Source organism: Streptomyces sp. NPDC046870, from assembly GCF_040704595.1.
In the GTDB taxonomy this organism is placed as follows: domain Bacteria; phylum Actinomycetota; class Actinomycetes; order Streptomycetales; family Streptomycetaceae; genus Streptomyces; species Streptomyces argyrophylli.
In genome coordinates this window covers 128,727-143,123 of sequence record NZ_JBEYXM010000013.1, presented here as the reverse complement: position 1 = coordinate 143,123, position 14,397 = coordinate 128,727, and the positions used below count along the sequence as shown (strand labels likewise).

Here is a 14,397-nt window from a genome sequence, read left to right as displayed (position 1 = left end):
TCAAACCGTTCGAAGGGTGAGAACCGGCGGACGGGAGGCCGTATTTACCGGCATTCTGATAGGGCTTGGCGCATCGGGCGACAAGTGGTCTCAGGGATGGGGGCGTTCCAGTGGGCGGCAATGGCGGAAGCGGGACACACGCTGACAAGCGCCCCAACGAGCTGCTCGGTTCGTGGTTCGTGCGCAGCGGCTGGTCCAAGGGCGAGCTGGCCCGCCAAGTGAACCGCCGGGCGCGCCAGTTGGGCGCCAACCACATCTCCACCGACACCTCGCGGGTGCGCCGCTGGCTGGACGGCGAGAACCCGCGCGAACCGATCCCGCGCATCCTCTCGGAGCTGTTCTCCGAGCGCTTCGGCTGTGTCGTCTCCATCGAGGACCTCGGCCTGCGCGCCGCCCGTCAGTCGCCCGCCGCCTCCGGGGTCGACCTGCCCTGGACGGGCCCGCAGACGGTCGCCCTGCTCGGCGAGTTCTCCCGCAGCGACCTGATGCTCGCCCGGCGCGGCTTCCTCGGGACCTCGCTCGCGCTGTCCGCCGGTCCCTCCCTCGTCGAGCCCATGCAGCGCTGGCTGGTGCCCACCCCGGCCTCCCCGGCCCCGCCCGAGCCGCAGACCGCCCTCGACGCGCGCAGGCCGGGCCGGCTGTCCCGGCCGGAGCTGGAGCTGCTGGAGTCCACCACGCGCATGTTCCGCCAGTGGGACGCCCAGTGCGGCGGCGGCCTGCGCCGCAAGGCGGTCGTCGGCCAGCTGCACGAGGTCACCGACCTGCTCCAGGAGCCCCAGCCCGAGGCCACCACCCGCAAGTTGTTCAAGGTCGCCGCCGAACTGGCCGAGCTGGCCGGCTGGATGTCGTACGACGTCGGCCTCCAGCCCACCGCCCAGAAGTACTTCGTGCTCGCCCTGCACGCGGCCAAGGAAGCCGGGGACAAGCCGCTCGGCTCGTACATCCTCTCCAGCATGAGCCGCCAGATGATCCATCTGGGCCGGCCCGAGGACGCCCTGGAGCTGATCCACCTCGCCCAGTACGGCAGCCGCGACTGCGCCAGCCCGCGCACCCAGTCGATGCTGTATGCGATGGAGGCCCGCGCCTACGCCAACATGGGCCAGCCCGGCAAGACCAAGCGCGCCGTCCGCATGGCCGAGGACACCTTCGCCGAGGTGGACGAGTGGGACGAGCCGGACCCCGACTGGATCCGCTTCTTCTCCGAGGCCGAGCTCTACGGGGAGAACTCCCACTCCTACCGCGACCTCGCCTACGTGGCCGGGCGCAGCCCCACCTACGCCTCCCTCGCCGAGCCGCTGATGCGGCGGGCCGTGGAGCTGTTCGCCGACGACTCCGAGCACCAGCGGTCGTACGCGCTCAACCTCATCGGCATGGCCACCGTGCACCTGCTCCAACGCGAGCCCGAGGAGAGCACGACCTACGCCACGCGCGCCATGGGGATCGCCAAGAAGGTCCGCTCCGAGCGTGTGAACACTCGTATCCGAAAGACGGTCGACACGGCCGTCCGCGACTACGGCGACCTCGCCGCCGTCATCGACCTCAGCGACCAGCTCGCCGTCGACCTCCCGGAGAACGCCGAAGCCGTCTGACCACCACAGCACCCCGGTCCCCGGCCGCGGCCGGTCCTCCCGAACTGCCCGACTCGGCTCCCCCATGCCAGGTCATCGGAAGGCCCGCCGCGGCCGGCTCGTGTCCGCGAACGGGTCCCGCGCGGAAGGTCGCGCCACGATAACGATCGCGCGGCCCCGGCATCCGGCACTTCATCGACGCGTAACACAGAGGGCGCCTTCGTCACCCCGGCGAAACAACGAGGGGCTTCGACCGAAACCGCGCTGCGTCAGTCTCGTGGCGCATAACCGGCCCACCCCTCACCTGACCGGACCGCTCAGGCACCGCCCGCACGGGGCCGTACCAACCGACGAGGAGACGCCGATGGCACCAGCCATCATGCTTGCGGCGGACGCACCCAAACTGTCGTCCGCGAACACAGGCTTCATGCTGATCTGTTCCGCCCTGGTGATGCTGATGACCCCGGGACTGGCCTTCTTCTACGGAGGCATGGTCCGGGTCAAGAGCACCCTGAACATGCTGATGATGAGCTTCATCAGCCTCGGGATCGTCACCATCCTGTGGGTCCTCTACGGCTTCTCCCTCGCCTTCGGCACGGGCAGCAGCCTGCTCGGCTGGAACGCCGACTGGATCGGCCTCAGCAACGTCGGCCTGACGCAGCTCTGGGACGGCTACACCATCCCGGTCTTCGTGTTCATGGTCTTCCAGCTGATGTTCGCGATCATCACCCCGGCCCTGATCAGCGGCGCCCTCGCCGACCGGGTCAAGTTCTCCGCCTGGGCGCTCTTCGTCGCCCTGTGGGCCACGATCGTCTACGTCCCGGTCGCCCACTGGGTCTGGGGCGCCGACGGCTGGGCCTACAAGCTCGGCGTGATCGACTTCGCGGGCGGTACGGCGGTCCACATCAACGCCGGTGCGGCGGCGCTCGGTGTCATCCTCGTCATCGGCAAGCGCGTCGGCTTCAAGCGCGACCCCATGCGCCCGCACAGCCTCCCGCTGGTCATGCTCGGTGCCGGCCTGCTCTGGTTCGGCTGGTTCGGCTTCAACGCCGGCTCCTGGCTCGGCAACGACGACGGCGTCGGCGCGCTGATGTTCGTCAACACGCAGGTGGCGACGGCCGCCGCCATGCTGGCCTGGCTCGCCTACGAGAAGATCCGGCACGGCGCGTTCACCACGCTCGGCGCCGCCTCCGGCGCGGTCGCCGGCCTCGTCGCCATCACCCCGTCCGGCGGCGCGGTCTCCCCGCTCGGCGCGATCGCCGTGGGCGCCATCGCCGGTGTCGCCTGCGCCGCGGCCGTCGGCCTGAAGTTCAAGTGGGGCTACGACGACTCCCTCGACGTGGTCGGCGTCCACATGGTCGGCGGCATCATCGGCTCCCTGCTCATCGGCTTCTTCGCCACCGGCAAGGGCCAGTCCACCGCCACGGGCGTCTTCTACGGCGACCACACCTTCACCCAGCTGTGGAAGCAGTGCGCCGGTGTCTTCGCGGTACTCGCCTACTCCCTGATCGTCTCCGCCGTCCTCGCCTTCCTCCTCGACCGGACCCTCGGCATGCGCGTCACCGAGGACGAGGAGATCTCCGGCATCGACCAGGCCCAGCACGCCGAGACCGCATACGACTTCGCCGGCGCCGGCGGTGGCGTCGCCGGGTCCCTCTCCGCCCCGGCCCTGGCCGCCGCGCAGAACAAGAAGGTGGACGCATGAAGCTCATCACCGCCGTCGTGAAGCCCCACCGGCTCGACGAGATCAAGGAAGCCCTCCAGGCCTTCGGCGTCCACGGACTCACGGTCACCGAGGCCAGCGGCTACGGCAGGCAGCGCGGCCACACCGAGGTCTACCGCGGCGCCGAGTACACCGTCGATCTCGTGCCCAAGATCCGCGTCGAGGTGCTGGCCGAGGACGACGACGCCGAGCAGCTGATCGAGGTCATCGTCAAGGCGGCCCGCACCGGCAAGATCGGGGACGGCAAGGTCTGGTCCCTGCCCGTCGAGACCGCCGTACGGGTCCGCACGGGCGAACGCGGGCCGGACGCGCTCTGACACAGCACAATCCAGGTCAGGGGAAGGCCGCGGGAAACGGAACAGGAGTCGCTGGGTGACCGGTACGGATGTGCGCGAAGAGACGGAAGACCCGGGATCCGGCGGCTACGCGGCGGCCCGGCTGCGCCTCCTCACGGAGGGGGCGCGGTCCGGGCCGCAGCGCCGTGCCGCCCTCTCCGGCCTGACCGACGACTGGCTCGCCGGACTGTTCGGCGCGGCCTCGGGCGCGGCGCACGGCGTCTCGCTCGTCGCCGTCGGCGGCTACGGCCGCGGGGAACTGTCCCCGCGCAGCGACCTCGACCTCGTCCTGCTCCACGACGGCTCCGACCCCGGCGCGGTCGCCGCCCTCGCCGACCGGATCTGGTACCCCGTCTGGGACCTCGGCATCGCCCTCGACCACTCCGTGCGCACCCCCGCCGAGGCCCGCAAGACGGCCGGCGAGGACCTCAAGGTCCACCTGGGCCTGCTGGACGCCCGCCACCTCGCGGGCGACGCCGGGCTCACCGCCGGCCTGCGCACCGCCGTCCTCACCGACTGGCGCAACCAGGCCCCCAAGCGCCTCCCCGAACTCCAGGAGCTGTGCGCCGAACGCGCCGCACGCCAGGGCGAACTGCAGTACCTGCTGGAACCCGACCTCAAGGAGGCCCGCGGCGGCCTGCGCGACGCCACCGCCCTGCGCGCCGTCGCCGCCTCCTGGCTCGCCGACGCTCCCCGCGAGGGACTGGCCGACGCCCGCCGCCGCCTCCTCGACGTCCGGGACGCCCTCCACCTGGCCACCGGCCGCGCCACCGACCGGCTCGCCCTCCAGGAACAGGACCAGGTGGCCGCCGAGCTGGGGCTGCTCGACGCCGACACCCTGCTGCGGCAGGTCTACGAAGCGGCGCGGGTGATCGCCTACGCCAGTGACGTGACCTGGCGCGAAGTGGGGCGCGTGCTGCGTTCGCGCGCCGTCCGGCCGCGTCTGCGCGCCATGCTCGGCGGGGGCAAGCCGGTCACGGAACGGTCGCCGCTGGCCGAAGGCGTGGTGGAACAGGACGGTGAGGTGGTCCTCGCCCGCGCCGCACGCCCCGAGCGCGACCCCGTGCTCCCGCTGCGCGCTGCGGCCGCCGCCGCCCAGGCCGGTCTTCCGCTCTCCCTGCACGCCGTACGGCGTATGGCCGCCACCGCGCGCCCCCTGCCCACGCCCTGGCCCGCCGAGGCCCGCGAGCAGCTGGTCACCCTGCTCGGCTCCGGCCGCCCGACGATCGAGGTGTGGGAGGCGCTGGAGGCCGAGGGCCTGATCACCCGTCTGCTGCCCGACTGGGAGCGGGTCCGCTGCCGGCCGCAGCGCAACGCCGTGCACGTGTGGACGGTGGACCGCCACCTGATCGAGACGGCCGTGCGCGCCTCCGAGTTCGCCCGCCGCGTCAGCCGCCCCGACCTGCTGCTGGTCGCCGCCCTGCTGCACGACGTCGGCAAGGGCTGGCCCGGCGACCACTCGGTGGCCGGCGAGATCATCGCCAAGGACGTCGCCGCGCGGATCGGCTTCGACCGCGCGGACGTGGCCGTGCTGTCCCTGCTGGTGCGCCACCACCTGCTGCTCATCGAGACCGCCACCCGCCGCGACCTGGACGACCCCGCGACCGTGCGCTCGGTCGCCGAGGCCGTCGGCAGCCAGAGCACCCTGGAGCTGCTGCACGCCCTCACCGAGGCGGACGCCCTCGCGACCGGCCCGGCCGCCTGGTCCTCCTGGCGCGGCTCCCTCGTCGCCGACCTCGTCCGGCGCGTCCGCGCCGTCCTCGCCGGGGACGGCCCCGACGAGCCCGAGCCGGCCGCGCCCACCGCCGAGCAGGAACGCCTCGCCATCGAGGCCTACCGCACCGGCGGCCCCGTCCTCGCCCTGCGCGCCCAGACCGAACCGGTCACCGGCGAGGACCTGGCCGGCGACCCGGAACCCCTGGGCGTGGAGCTGCTGATCGCCGTACCCGACCAGCCCGGTGTCCTCCCCGCGGTCGCGGGCGTCCTCGCCGTGCACCGCCTCACCGTCCGTACGGCGGAGCTGCGCGCGCTGCGCCTGCCGGACGACGTCGACGACGGCACCGTCCTCCTCCTGAACTGGCGGGTCGCCGCCGAGTACGGCTCCCTGCCCCAGGCGGCCCGGCTGCGCACCGACCTGGTCCGCGCCCTGGACGCCACCCTCGACATCGCCGGCCGCCTCGCCGAACGCGACGCCGCCTACCCGCGCCGCCGCGGCTGGACCGCCCCGCCGCCCCGGGTGACGGTCGCCCCGGCCGCCTCCCACCACGCCACGGTGATCGAGGTCCGCGCCCAGGACGCGCCGGGCCTGCTGTACCGCATCGGCATGGCCCTGGAGAAGGCCGGCGTACGGGTCCGGAGCATGCACGTGAGCACGCTGGGCTCCAACGCGGTGGACGCGTTCTACGTCACGACGGGGGCGGGCGCGCCGCTGCCCGCCGGGGACGCGGCGTCACTGGCGGGGGTGCTGGAGGAGACGCTGCGCGGATGACCTGACCCGGTGCTTGCGGCGCCGGGATACCCTGGAGGGCGACCTTCAAGACCGTCACCGACCCCGAGGACCGCGAGCGCCGTGTTCGACACTCTCTCCGATCGCCTGTCAGCGACTTTCAAGAACCTGCGCGGCAAGGGACGGCTCTCCGAGGCGGACATCGACGCCACGGCGCGCGAGATCCGCATCGCGCTCCTCGAAGCCGACGTGGCGCTGCCCGTCGTGCGGGCGTTCATCAAGAACGTCAAGGAGCGCGCGAGCGGCGCCGAGGTCTCCCGGGCGCTCAACCCCGCCCAGCAGGTCCTCAAGATCGTCAACGAGGAACTGGTCACCATCCTCGGCGGCGAGACCCGGCGTCTGCGTTTCGCCAAGCAGCCGCCCACCGTGATCATGCTGGCCGGTCTCCAGGGTGCCGGCAAGACCACCCTCGCGGGCAAGCTCGGCAAGTGGCTCAAGGAGCAGGGCCACTCCCCGCTGCTGGTCGCCGCCGACCTCCAGCGCCCCAACGCCGTCAACCAGCTGAGCGTCGTCGCCGAGCGCGCCGGTGTCGCGGTGTACGCGCCGGAGCCGGGCAACGGCGTCGGCGACCCGGTGAAGGTCGCCAAGGACTCCATCGACTTCGCGAAGTCCAAGGTCCACGACATCGTGATCGTGGACACCGCCGGCCGCCTCGGCATCGACGCCGAGATGATGCAGCAGGCCGCGGACATCCGCGACGCCGTGTCCCCGGACGAGATCCTGTTCGTCGTCGACGCGATGATCGGCCAGGACGCCGTCAACACCGCCGAGGCCTTCCGCGACGGCGTCGGCTTCGACGGCGTGGTCCTCTCCAAGCTCGACGGTGACGCCCGCGGTGGCGCGGCCCTGTCCATCCGGCAGATCACCGGCAAGCCGATCATGTTCGCGTCGAACGGCGAGAAGCTGGACGACTTCGACGCGTTCCACCCGGACCGGATGGCCTCCCGCATCCTCGACATGGGTGACCTGCTCACCCTGATCGAGCAGGCGGAGAAGACGTTCAGCCAGGAAGAGGCCGCCAAGATGGCCTCCAAGCTGGCGTCGAAGAAGGGCCAGGACTTCACCCTGGACGACTTCCTGTCCCAGATGGAGCAGGTCAGGAAGATGGGCAGCATCAGCAAGCTGCTCGGCATGCTCCCGGGCATGGGCCAGATCAAGGACCAGATCGCCAACCTGGACGAGCGGGACGTCGACCGCACCGCCGCGATCATCAAGTCGATGACCCCGGCCGAGCGCCAGGACCCGACGATCATCAACGGCTCCCGCCGCGCCCGTATCGCGCGGGGTTCCGGCGTCGAGGTCAGCGCGGTGAAGAGCCTGGTCGAGCGGTTCTTCGAGGCCCGCAAGATGATGTCCCGCATGGCCCAGGGCGGGATGCCGGGCATGCCGGGGATCCCGGGCATGGGCGGCGGCCCCGGCCGGCAGAAGAAGCAGCAGAAGAAGGCCAAGGGCAAGCAGCGCTCCGGCAACCCGATGAAGCGCAGGCAGCAGGAACTGGAGGCCGCGCAGCGCCGCGAGGCCGCCGCGCAGGGCGGGAACGCCTTCGGGCTGCCGCAGCAGGGCGGCCAGGACTTCGAGCTGCCGGACGAGTTCAAGAAGTTCATGGGCTGAGTCCGCGAAGCGGGGCCGAGGCCCGCTCGCGCGAGACGCCGGGGCGCCTCCTGCACAGGGGGCGCCCCGTTGCGCGTGCCGAGGCCCGTGGGGTGTCGTAACGTCCAGATATGAGTGATGCGGCGCCGCCCCGCAAGGCGCCTGATCAGCCGTGGCGCGCCGAGGGCACACCGGAGGAGCCTCCCCGGCGGTCCGGCCGGCTCCGGGGCGGCAGATGGTGGGGCCTGCTCGCCACCGCGGTGGTCGTCTTCGTGCTGGCCTACGTCGGGCTGCACTACTTCGGCCAGGGCAACGAGCCGACGATCTCGTACACGGAGTTCAGCAGGCAGGTCGGCGAGGGCAACGTCGCCACGATCTACGCCAAGGGCGACGCGATCCAGGGCCGGCTCAAGACCCCCCGCTCCGATCCCGAGGGCGGCGGCGAGTACACCAAGTTCAAGACACAGCGACCGGCCTTCGCGGCCGACCGGCTGTGGCAGAACCTGAGCAGCCACGGGGTCACCGTGACCGCGCGGCCGGTCGTGCAGGAACGCAGCCTGGCGGCCAACCTGCTGATGTCCCTGATCCCCATCGCGGTCCTGGTCGTGGTCTGGCTCCTCGTCCAGCGCCGGCTCGGCGGGACGCTGCCCGGCGGGGGCGGCCTCTTCGGCCGCCGGTCGCCGCCCAGACCGGTCGGGCTGCGACCGGGCACCGAGCGCACGACCTTCGCGGACGTGGCCGGCATCGACGAGGTCAAGGGCGAACTCGACGACGTGGTCGACTTCCTGGAGCACCCCGACGTCTACCGCAGGATGGGCGCGAAGCTGCCCCGCGGGGTACTGCTCTCCGGACCGCCCGGCACCGGCAAGACCCTGCTCGCACGGGCGGTCGCGGGCGAGGCCGGCGTGCCGTTCTTCTCGGCCTCGGCGTCCGAGTTCATCGAGATGATCGTGGGCGTCGGCGCGTCCCGCGTCCGCGAGCTGTTCTCCGAGGCCCGCAAGGTGGCACCGTCGATCATCTTCATCGACGAGATCGACACCATCGGACGCGCGCGCAGCGGCAGCGCGTCGATGAGCGGCCACGACGAGCGCGAGCAGACACTGAACCAGATCCTCACGGAGATGGACGGCTTCTCCGGCGCCGAGGGCGTGATCGTCATCGCGGCGACCAACCGCGCGGACATCCTGGACCCGGCGCTGACCAGGCCGGGCCGCTTCGACCGGGTGGTCACCGTGTCCCCGCCGGACCGCGGCGGCCGCGAGTCGATCCTGCGGATCCACACCCGCCAGATCCCCCTCGGGCCCGACGTGGACCTGACGCGGCTGGCCCGCGTCACCCCGGGCATGACGGGAGCGGATCTGGCCAATCTCGCCAACGAGGCCGCCCTGCTCGCCGTCAAGCGCAAACAGGAGCAGGTGACCGGCGCCGACCTGTCCGAGGCGCTGGAGAAGGTGCAGCTGGGCGCCGAGCGCACCCTGATCATGCCGGAGGAGGACCGCCGGCGCACCGCGTACCACGAGAGCGGCCATGCCCTGCTCGGCATGCTCCAGCCCGGCGCCGACCCCGTCCGCAAGATCACCATCGTGCCGCGCGGCCGGGCGCTGGGGGTGACCATGTCCACGCCCGAGGTGGAGCGGTACGCGCACTCCGAGGAGTACCTGCGCGGGCGCATCATCGGCGCCCTGGGCGGCATGGCGGCGGAAGAGGTCGTCTACGGGGTCGTCACGACGGGTGCCGAGAACGACCTGGAACAGGTCACCAACATCGCGCGCGGGATGGTGGGCCGCTGGGGCATGAGCGAGCGCGTCGGCCGGCTGTCCGCCCTGCCGAGCGACGCCCAGCAGGCGTACGGACTGTCGGCCGCCCCGCAGACCCTCGACGTCATCGACTCCGAGATGCGGCGGATCGTGGACGAGTGCTACGAGGAGGCGTGCCGCAAGCTCCGCGACCACCGGGGCCGGCTGGACGCGCTCGCGCGGGCGCTGCTGGAGAACGAGACCCTGGAGGAGGCGGACGCCTACCGGATCGCCGGGATCACACGTCTGACCAAGCAGAGCGAGGACTGACCCGGACGAAGGACCCCAGGGCCTCTCGTTCGGATCACGAAAGACCCTAGGGCACGCGCGCGATGAGGTAGCGGAAGACGTTCGGCATCCACACCGTGCCGTCCGGGCGCCGGTGCGGGTGCAGGGCCTCCGTCAGCTCCTTGTCGACCTGTTTGGCGTCCGTCGCCGAGACCGCCGCGTCGAACAGGCCGGTGGACAGCAGCCCCCGTACGGCGCTGTCGAGGTCGGCGTACCCGAACGGGCAGGCCACCCGGCCCGAGCCGTCCGGCTTCAGCCCGGCCCGCCCGGCGACCTCCTCCAGGTCGTCGCGCCGCGCGGGCGGGCGGCTGCGCGCGCCGCGCAGCGGATCGGCCAGCTTGGCGGCCACCCGCAGCACCGAGGAGGTGGCGCAGCGCTCCGGCGGCCCCCAGCCGGCCAGCACCACGGCCGCCCCCCGCCCAGCCAGCGGCAGCACACCGGCGAGCAGGTCGCCCAGCCCCTCGGCGTCGCCCGCGAGGCCGCCGACCGGCTCGAAGACGGTCACCAGGGTGTACGCGTCCGTCCGCGTGCCGTCCGGCGCCGAGGGCGGGCCGTCGAGGAGTTCCGCGGGCGTACGCGCGCGCGTGCCCGCCCCGCCGTCGCCGCCCCGGCCGGGCGGGGCGTCCGGCAGCAGGCGCTCGCGCGCGAGGGCGAGCCGTTCGGGGGAGGCGGAGTCGACACCGGTGACCGCCGCGCCCCTGGAGGCCGCCATCAGCAGGGCGAGCCCGGAACCGCAGTTCAGGCCCAGCAGCCGGGTGGCGGGGCCCACTTCGAGTCGGTCGTACACGGCTTCGTAGAGCGGTACGAGCATCCGCTCCTGGATCTCGGACCAGTCACGCGCGCGTGCGCCCGGGTCCACGCGGGGTGCGGACTCCGCGTGGGACGTGTGCTGCCGCACGAGCGTAGGTGTCATAGGTAAGCGCCCCAATCCGCCGACAGTTCGCCGCCGCGCCCGGTTGCGTGCCCCCGTGCCGTGCGCGCGCCCTTCCCACCTATGCCAGGTAACTCCCGGCTCGCGGTGGCGTCCAGGGGTCGTGGGGCCCGGCTTGGGATGTGGACGCCGGTGTGGCGAGATTTCACATCCCGGCAACCTGGACCGCCCCGCGGTGCCGGCCCCCGGAAGGCGGGCCGGTGACGGAGGTCGCGGCGGTACGCGGTAACGTCACGGTGGCCGTGGACGCTGACCGGGATGAGGGTGCGCGCCGAGAGCGGCCGAAACCCCCCTTGCGCGGCGGCCCGCGCCCGTCGCCTCAGGGCTCACCGGCGGTGCGTAGTGCGGACTACGCACCAGCTTGGTAGGAGCTGTGACGCTTCTCCGCAGATCAGCGCACCCGCCCTCGTCAGGACGCATCAGTGGCAACTGACGGGTACGTGCAAATTATTTGGGATGCCCCGGAATAGGAACACAGCGGCACTCCCGCTCGTTGTCATTACGTGAGCACGACACAGACACCACCTGTTCTCGCCGCAGAGCTGGCGCAGGCGTGGGCCGACATTCAGCGGTACCACCCCGAGCTGCCTGACCTTGCCGCGCCTGAATCCCTGATCGGGGAGTCGTCGTCCGCGTGCGGTCACGAACTCTCCTTCGAGAGGCTGCTCCACGAGGCAGTGCACGGCATCGCCGCCGCCCGCGGCGTCCGCGACACCTCCCGGGCCGGCCGCTACCACAACCGCCGTTTCCTCGCGATCGCCGAGGAACTGGGCCTGGACCACCCCGAGGAGCCGCACCCGAGCAGCGGTTTCTCGCTGGTCACGCTCAACACCGAGGCGAAGCGGCGCTACCGCCCGACCATCGAGCGGCTCCAGCGCGCCCTGAAGGCCCACACCGCGGCCACCTCGGCCGACACCTCCCGCACCTTCCGCGGCCCGGCCGCCCGGCACGGCTCCTCCGGCGGCGGCGTCCGCGTCAAGGCGGTGTGCGACTGCGGACGCAACGTCCGGGTGGTGCCCTCGGTCCTCGCCCAGGCCCCGATCGTCTGCGGCGGCTGCGGCAAGCCGTTCAGGATCCCGGAGGTCGTGGGAGCGGCGTAGCGGTCACGGCTGCTCGTGGCAGCCGTGGCCGACGGCGACCTCATCGCACCGGGCGGCGCACCCGACGTGACCTCACCTCCACGCCGGGTGCCTCCCCGGCATGCCCGGACGGGGCCCGCGCACCCTCGGCCCGGAGCGGCCCGCGGGGTATGGCAGAATGGCTAGCTGTACTCGACAGCCGCACAGGACCCCTCTCTCCTCCGGCTGACGCGTCCATCGGGCACTCGGGTACCGCAACCCCACGCGGCAACTCGCCGTGCCCAACCACGTCAATTCCAGGAGAACCCACTCCCGTGGCAGTCAAGATCAAGCTGAAGCGTCTGGGCAAGATCCGTTCGCCTCACTACCGCATCGTCGTCGCCGACTCCCGTACCCGCCGTGACGGCCGGGCCATCGAGGAGATCGGCAAGTACCACCCGACCTACAACCCGTCGGTCATCGAGGTGGACGCCGAGCGTGTGGCGTACTGGCTCGGCGTCGGCGCCCAGCCGACCGAGCCCGTGCTCGCCATCCTGAAGAAGACCGGCGACTGGCAGAAGTTCAAGGGCGAGCCGGCTCCCGCGCCGCTGCTCGTCGCCGAGCCGAAGGCCGCCCGCCCGTCGTTCGAGGCTCTCGGCGGTGACGACGAGGGCAAGGGTGAGGCGATCACCCAGAAGAAGAAGGCTGAGAAGAAGGACGAGGCCGCTGCCGAGTCCGAGTCCACCGAGGCCTGAGCAGCATGCTCGAAGAGGCGCTTGAGCACCTCGTGAAGGGCATCGTCGACAACCCTGACGATGTGCAGGTCGCCTCGCGCAACCTGCGCCGCGGGCGCGTGCTGGAGGTCCGGGTCCACCCGGACGACCTCGGCAAGGTGATCGGCCGCAACGGCCGCACCGCGCGCGCCCTGCGCACCGTCGTGGGCGCCATCGGCGGCCGCGGTGTCCGCGTCGACCTGGTCGACGTGGACCACGTCCGCTGACGCTTCATCGCAACCGGCTCGGGCCGGGGAGGGCCACAGGGCCGTCCCCGGCCCGCAGTCGTACGACAGGAGATTGGGACACGTGCAGCTGGTAGTCGCACGGATCGGCCGTGCCCACGGCATCAAGGGCGAGGTCACCGTCGAGGTACGTACCGACGAGCCGGAACTCAGGCTCGCGCCCGGCGCCGTACTCGCCACGGATCCCGCCTCGGCGGGACCGCTCACCATCGAGACGGGCCGCGTCCACAGCGGCCGCCTCCTGCTGCGCTTCGCGGGCGTCACCGACCGCAGCGCCGCCGAGGCCCTGCGCAACACCCTGCTGATCGCCGACGTGGACCCCGAGGAACTGCCCGAGGGCGAGGACGAGTACTACGACCACCAGCTCATCGACCTCGACGTCGTCACCGAGGACGGCACGGAGGTCGGCCGGATCACCGAGATCTCGCACCTGCCCACGCAGGACCTGTTCATCGTCGAGCGCCCCGACGGCACCGAGGTGCTGATCCCCTTCGTGGAGGAGATCGTCACCGAGATCGACCTGGCGGAGCAGAAGGCGGTCGTCGCGCCCCCGCCCGGCCTGATCGACGACCGCGCCGTGATCGCCTCCTCCAGGGACGAGTCCGAGGCGGAGTCCGGGGAAGACAGCGCATGAGGCTCGACGTCGTCACGATCTTCCCGGAGTACCTGGAGCCGCTGAACGTCTCCCTCGTGGGCAAGGCACGCGCGCGCGGCCGGCTGAACGTCCAGGTGCACGACCTGCGCGCGTGGACGTACGACCGGCACAACACGGTGGACGACACGCCGTACGGCGGCGGCCCCGGCATGGTCATGAAGACCGACCCCTGGGGAGACGCCCTGGACACGGTCCTCGCCGACGGTTACGAGACGGGCGCCCGGGCGCCCGCGCTGATCGTGCCCACGCCCAGCGGCCGCCCCTTCACCCAGGAACTGGCCGTCGAACTGTCCGAGCGCCCCTGGCTGATCTTCACCCCGGCGCGCTACGAGGGCATCGACCGGCGCGTCATGGACGAGTACGCGACCCGGATGCCGGTTCACGAGGTCTCCATCGGCGACTACGTCCTCGCCGGCGGCGAGGCGGCCGTCCTGGTCATCACCGAGGCCGTCGCCCGGCTGCTGCCCGGCGTCCTCGGCAACGCCGAGTCGCACCGCGACGACTCCTTCGCGCCCGGGGCGATGGCCGGCCTCCTGGAAGGCCCCGTCTACACCAAGCCCCCCGTCTGGCGCGGCCGGGACATCCCCGAGGTGCTGCTCAGCGGCCACCACGGGAAGATCGCCCGCTGGCGCCGTGACGAGGCCCTGCGGCGCACGACCCTGAACCGCCCCGACCTGATCGAGCGCTGCGACCCCAAGGCCTTCGACAAGAAGGACCGGGAGATGCTCTCCATCCTCGGCTGGGAACCGGACCCGGACGGGGAGCCGTACGGCCGATTTTGGCGCCGGGCCGAGGGCGTGGAACAATAGGCCGCTGTTGTGCGCCCGTCCGGCGTGCGCCCCTGCCACAGGGGGACACGACGCCCGCCCCGACCCGCACGGCAGCCTCCTGTACACCTAGCTCCCGTTGATGACCTGTGGCATCAGCGA

12 protein-coding genes are annotated in these 14,397 nt (G+C 72.1%); 11 read left to right on the top strand and 1 reads right to left on the bottom strand.

Annotated elements, in window-relative coordinates:
• The first annotated feature begins 110 nt into the window (after positions 1–110).
• The 6 genes from AB0946_RS26000 to ftsH all read left to right on the top strand — a co-directional run bounded on the left by AB0946_RS26000 (position 111) and on the right by ftsH (position 9,788).
• Positions 111–1,589: a hypothetical protein gene (locus tag AB0946_RS26000; protein ID WP_366763066.1), complete on the top strand. Its 1,479-nt coding sequence runs from the start codon at positions 111–113 to the stop codon at positions 1,587–1,589.
• A gap of 343 nt (positions 1,590–1,932) precedes the next feature.
• Positions 1,933–3,273 carry an ammonium transporter gene (locus AB0946_RS25995; RefSeq protein WP_366763065.1) on the top strand — a complete coding sequence of 447 codons (1,341 nt, stop codon included), beginning with the start codon at positions 1,933–1,935 and terminating at the stop codon, positions 3,271–3,273.
• A complete protein-coding gene (locus tag AB0946_RS25990; protein WP_171152440.1) occupies positions 3,270–3,608 on the top strand; it encodes a P-II family nitrogen regulator in 339 nt (112 codons plus the stop codon). Before AB0946_RS25995 ends, AB0946_RS25990 begins: the two co-directional genes overlap by 4 nt.
• A 55-nt stretch (positions 3,609–3,663) precedes the next feature.
• A complete protein-coding gene (locus AB0946_RS25985; protein WP_366763064.1) occupies positions 3,664–6,114 on the top strand; it encodes a [protein-PII] uridylyltransferase in 2,451 nt (816 codons plus the stop codon).
• An 81-nt stretch (positions 6,115–6,195) separates the two neighbouring features.
• Complete coding sequence (gene ffh / locus AB0946_RS25980; RefSeq protein WP_366763063.1) at positions 6,196–7,743, top strand: signal recognition particle protein; 1,548 nt, start codon at positions 6,196–6,198, stop codon at positions 7,741–7,743.
• A gap of 110 nt (positions 7,744–7,853) precedes the next feature.
• A complete protein-coding gene (gene ftsH / locus AB0946_RS25975; RefSeq protein WP_366763062.1) occupies positions 7,854–9,788 on the top strand; it encodes an ATP-dependent zinc metalloprotease FtsH in 1,935 nt (644 codons plus the stop codon).
• Between the two features lie 46 nt (positions 9,789–9,834).
• Here the strand turns inward: ftsH and AB0946_RS25970 are convergent, their stop codons facing one another.
• Entirely contained in the window at positions 9,835–10,719 is an 885-nt protein-coding gene (locus AB0946_RS25970; protein WP_366763061.1) for an SAM-dependent methyltransferase, read from the bottom strand.
• 521 nt (positions 10,720–11,240) lie between these two features.
• Here AB0946_RS25970 and AB0946_RS25965 point away from each other — a divergent pair.
• The 5 genes from AB0946_RS25965 (at position 11,241) to trmD (ending at position 14,277) form a co-directional block, all read left to right on the top strand.
• A complete protein-coding gene (locus tag AB0946_RS25965) occupies positions 11,241–11,837 on the top strand; it encodes a hypothetical protein (protein ID WP_132788833.1) in 597 nt (198 codons plus the stop codon).
• Positions 11,838–12,130: 293 nt separating this feature from the next.
• Positions 12,131–12,550, top strand: coding sequence for a 30S ribosomal protein S16 (gene rpsP, locus AB0946_RS25960; RefSeq protein WP_171152431.1), 420 nt, complete (start codon positions 12,131–12,133; stop codon positions 12,548–12,550).
• Positions 12,551–12,555: 5 nt separating this feature from the next.
• Positions 12,556–12,795, top strand: coding sequence for an RNA-binding protein (locus AB0946_RS25955; protein WP_003973401.1), 240 nt, complete (start codon positions 12,556–12,558; stop codon positions 12,793–12,795).
• A gap of 82 nt (positions 12,796–12,877) precedes the next feature.
• Positions 12,878–13,447 carry a ribosome maturation factor RimM gene (rimM, locus tag AB0946_RS25950; protein WP_366763059.1) on the top strand — a complete coding sequence of 190 codons (570 nt, stop codon included), beginning with the start codon at positions 12,878–12,880 and terminating at the stop codon, positions 13,445–13,447.
• Positions 13,444–14,277, top strand: a complete 834-nt coding sequence (gene trmD, locus AB0946_RS25945; protein WP_366763057.1) for a tRNA (guanosine(37)-N1)-methyltransferase TrmD — start codon at positions 13,444–13,446, stop codon at positions 14,275–14,277. Before rimM ends, trmD begins: the two co-directional genes overlap by 4 nt.
• Positions 14,278–14,397 lie beyond the last annotated feature (120 nt).

Bases quoted from the DNA above. Each gene is read 5' to 3' on its own strand.
- AB0946_RS25995 (WP_366763065.1), top strand. From the start codon at position 1,933: ATGGCACCAGCCATCATGCTTGCGGCGGACGCACCCAAACTGTCGTCC.
- AB0946_RS25990 (WP_171152440.1), top strand. From the start codon at position 3,270: ATGAAGCTCATCACCGCCGTCGTGAAGCCCCACCGGCTCGACGAGATC.
- ftsH (WP_366763062.1), top strand. From the start codon at position 7,854: ATGAGTGATGCGGCGCCGCCCCGCAAGGCGCCTGATCAGCCGTGGCGC.
- AB0946_RS25970 (WP_366763061.1), bottom strand. From the start codon at position 10,719: ATGACACCTACGCTCGTGCGGCAGCACACGTCCCACGCGGAGTCCGCA.
- AB0946_RS25955 (WP_003973401.1), top strand. From the start codon at position 12,556: ATGCTCGAAGAGGCGCTTGAGCACCTCGTGAAGGGCATCGTCGACAAC.
- trmD (WP_366763057.1), top strand. From the start codon at position 13,444: ATGAGGCTCGACGTCGTCACGATCTTCCCGGAGTACCTGGAGCCGCTG.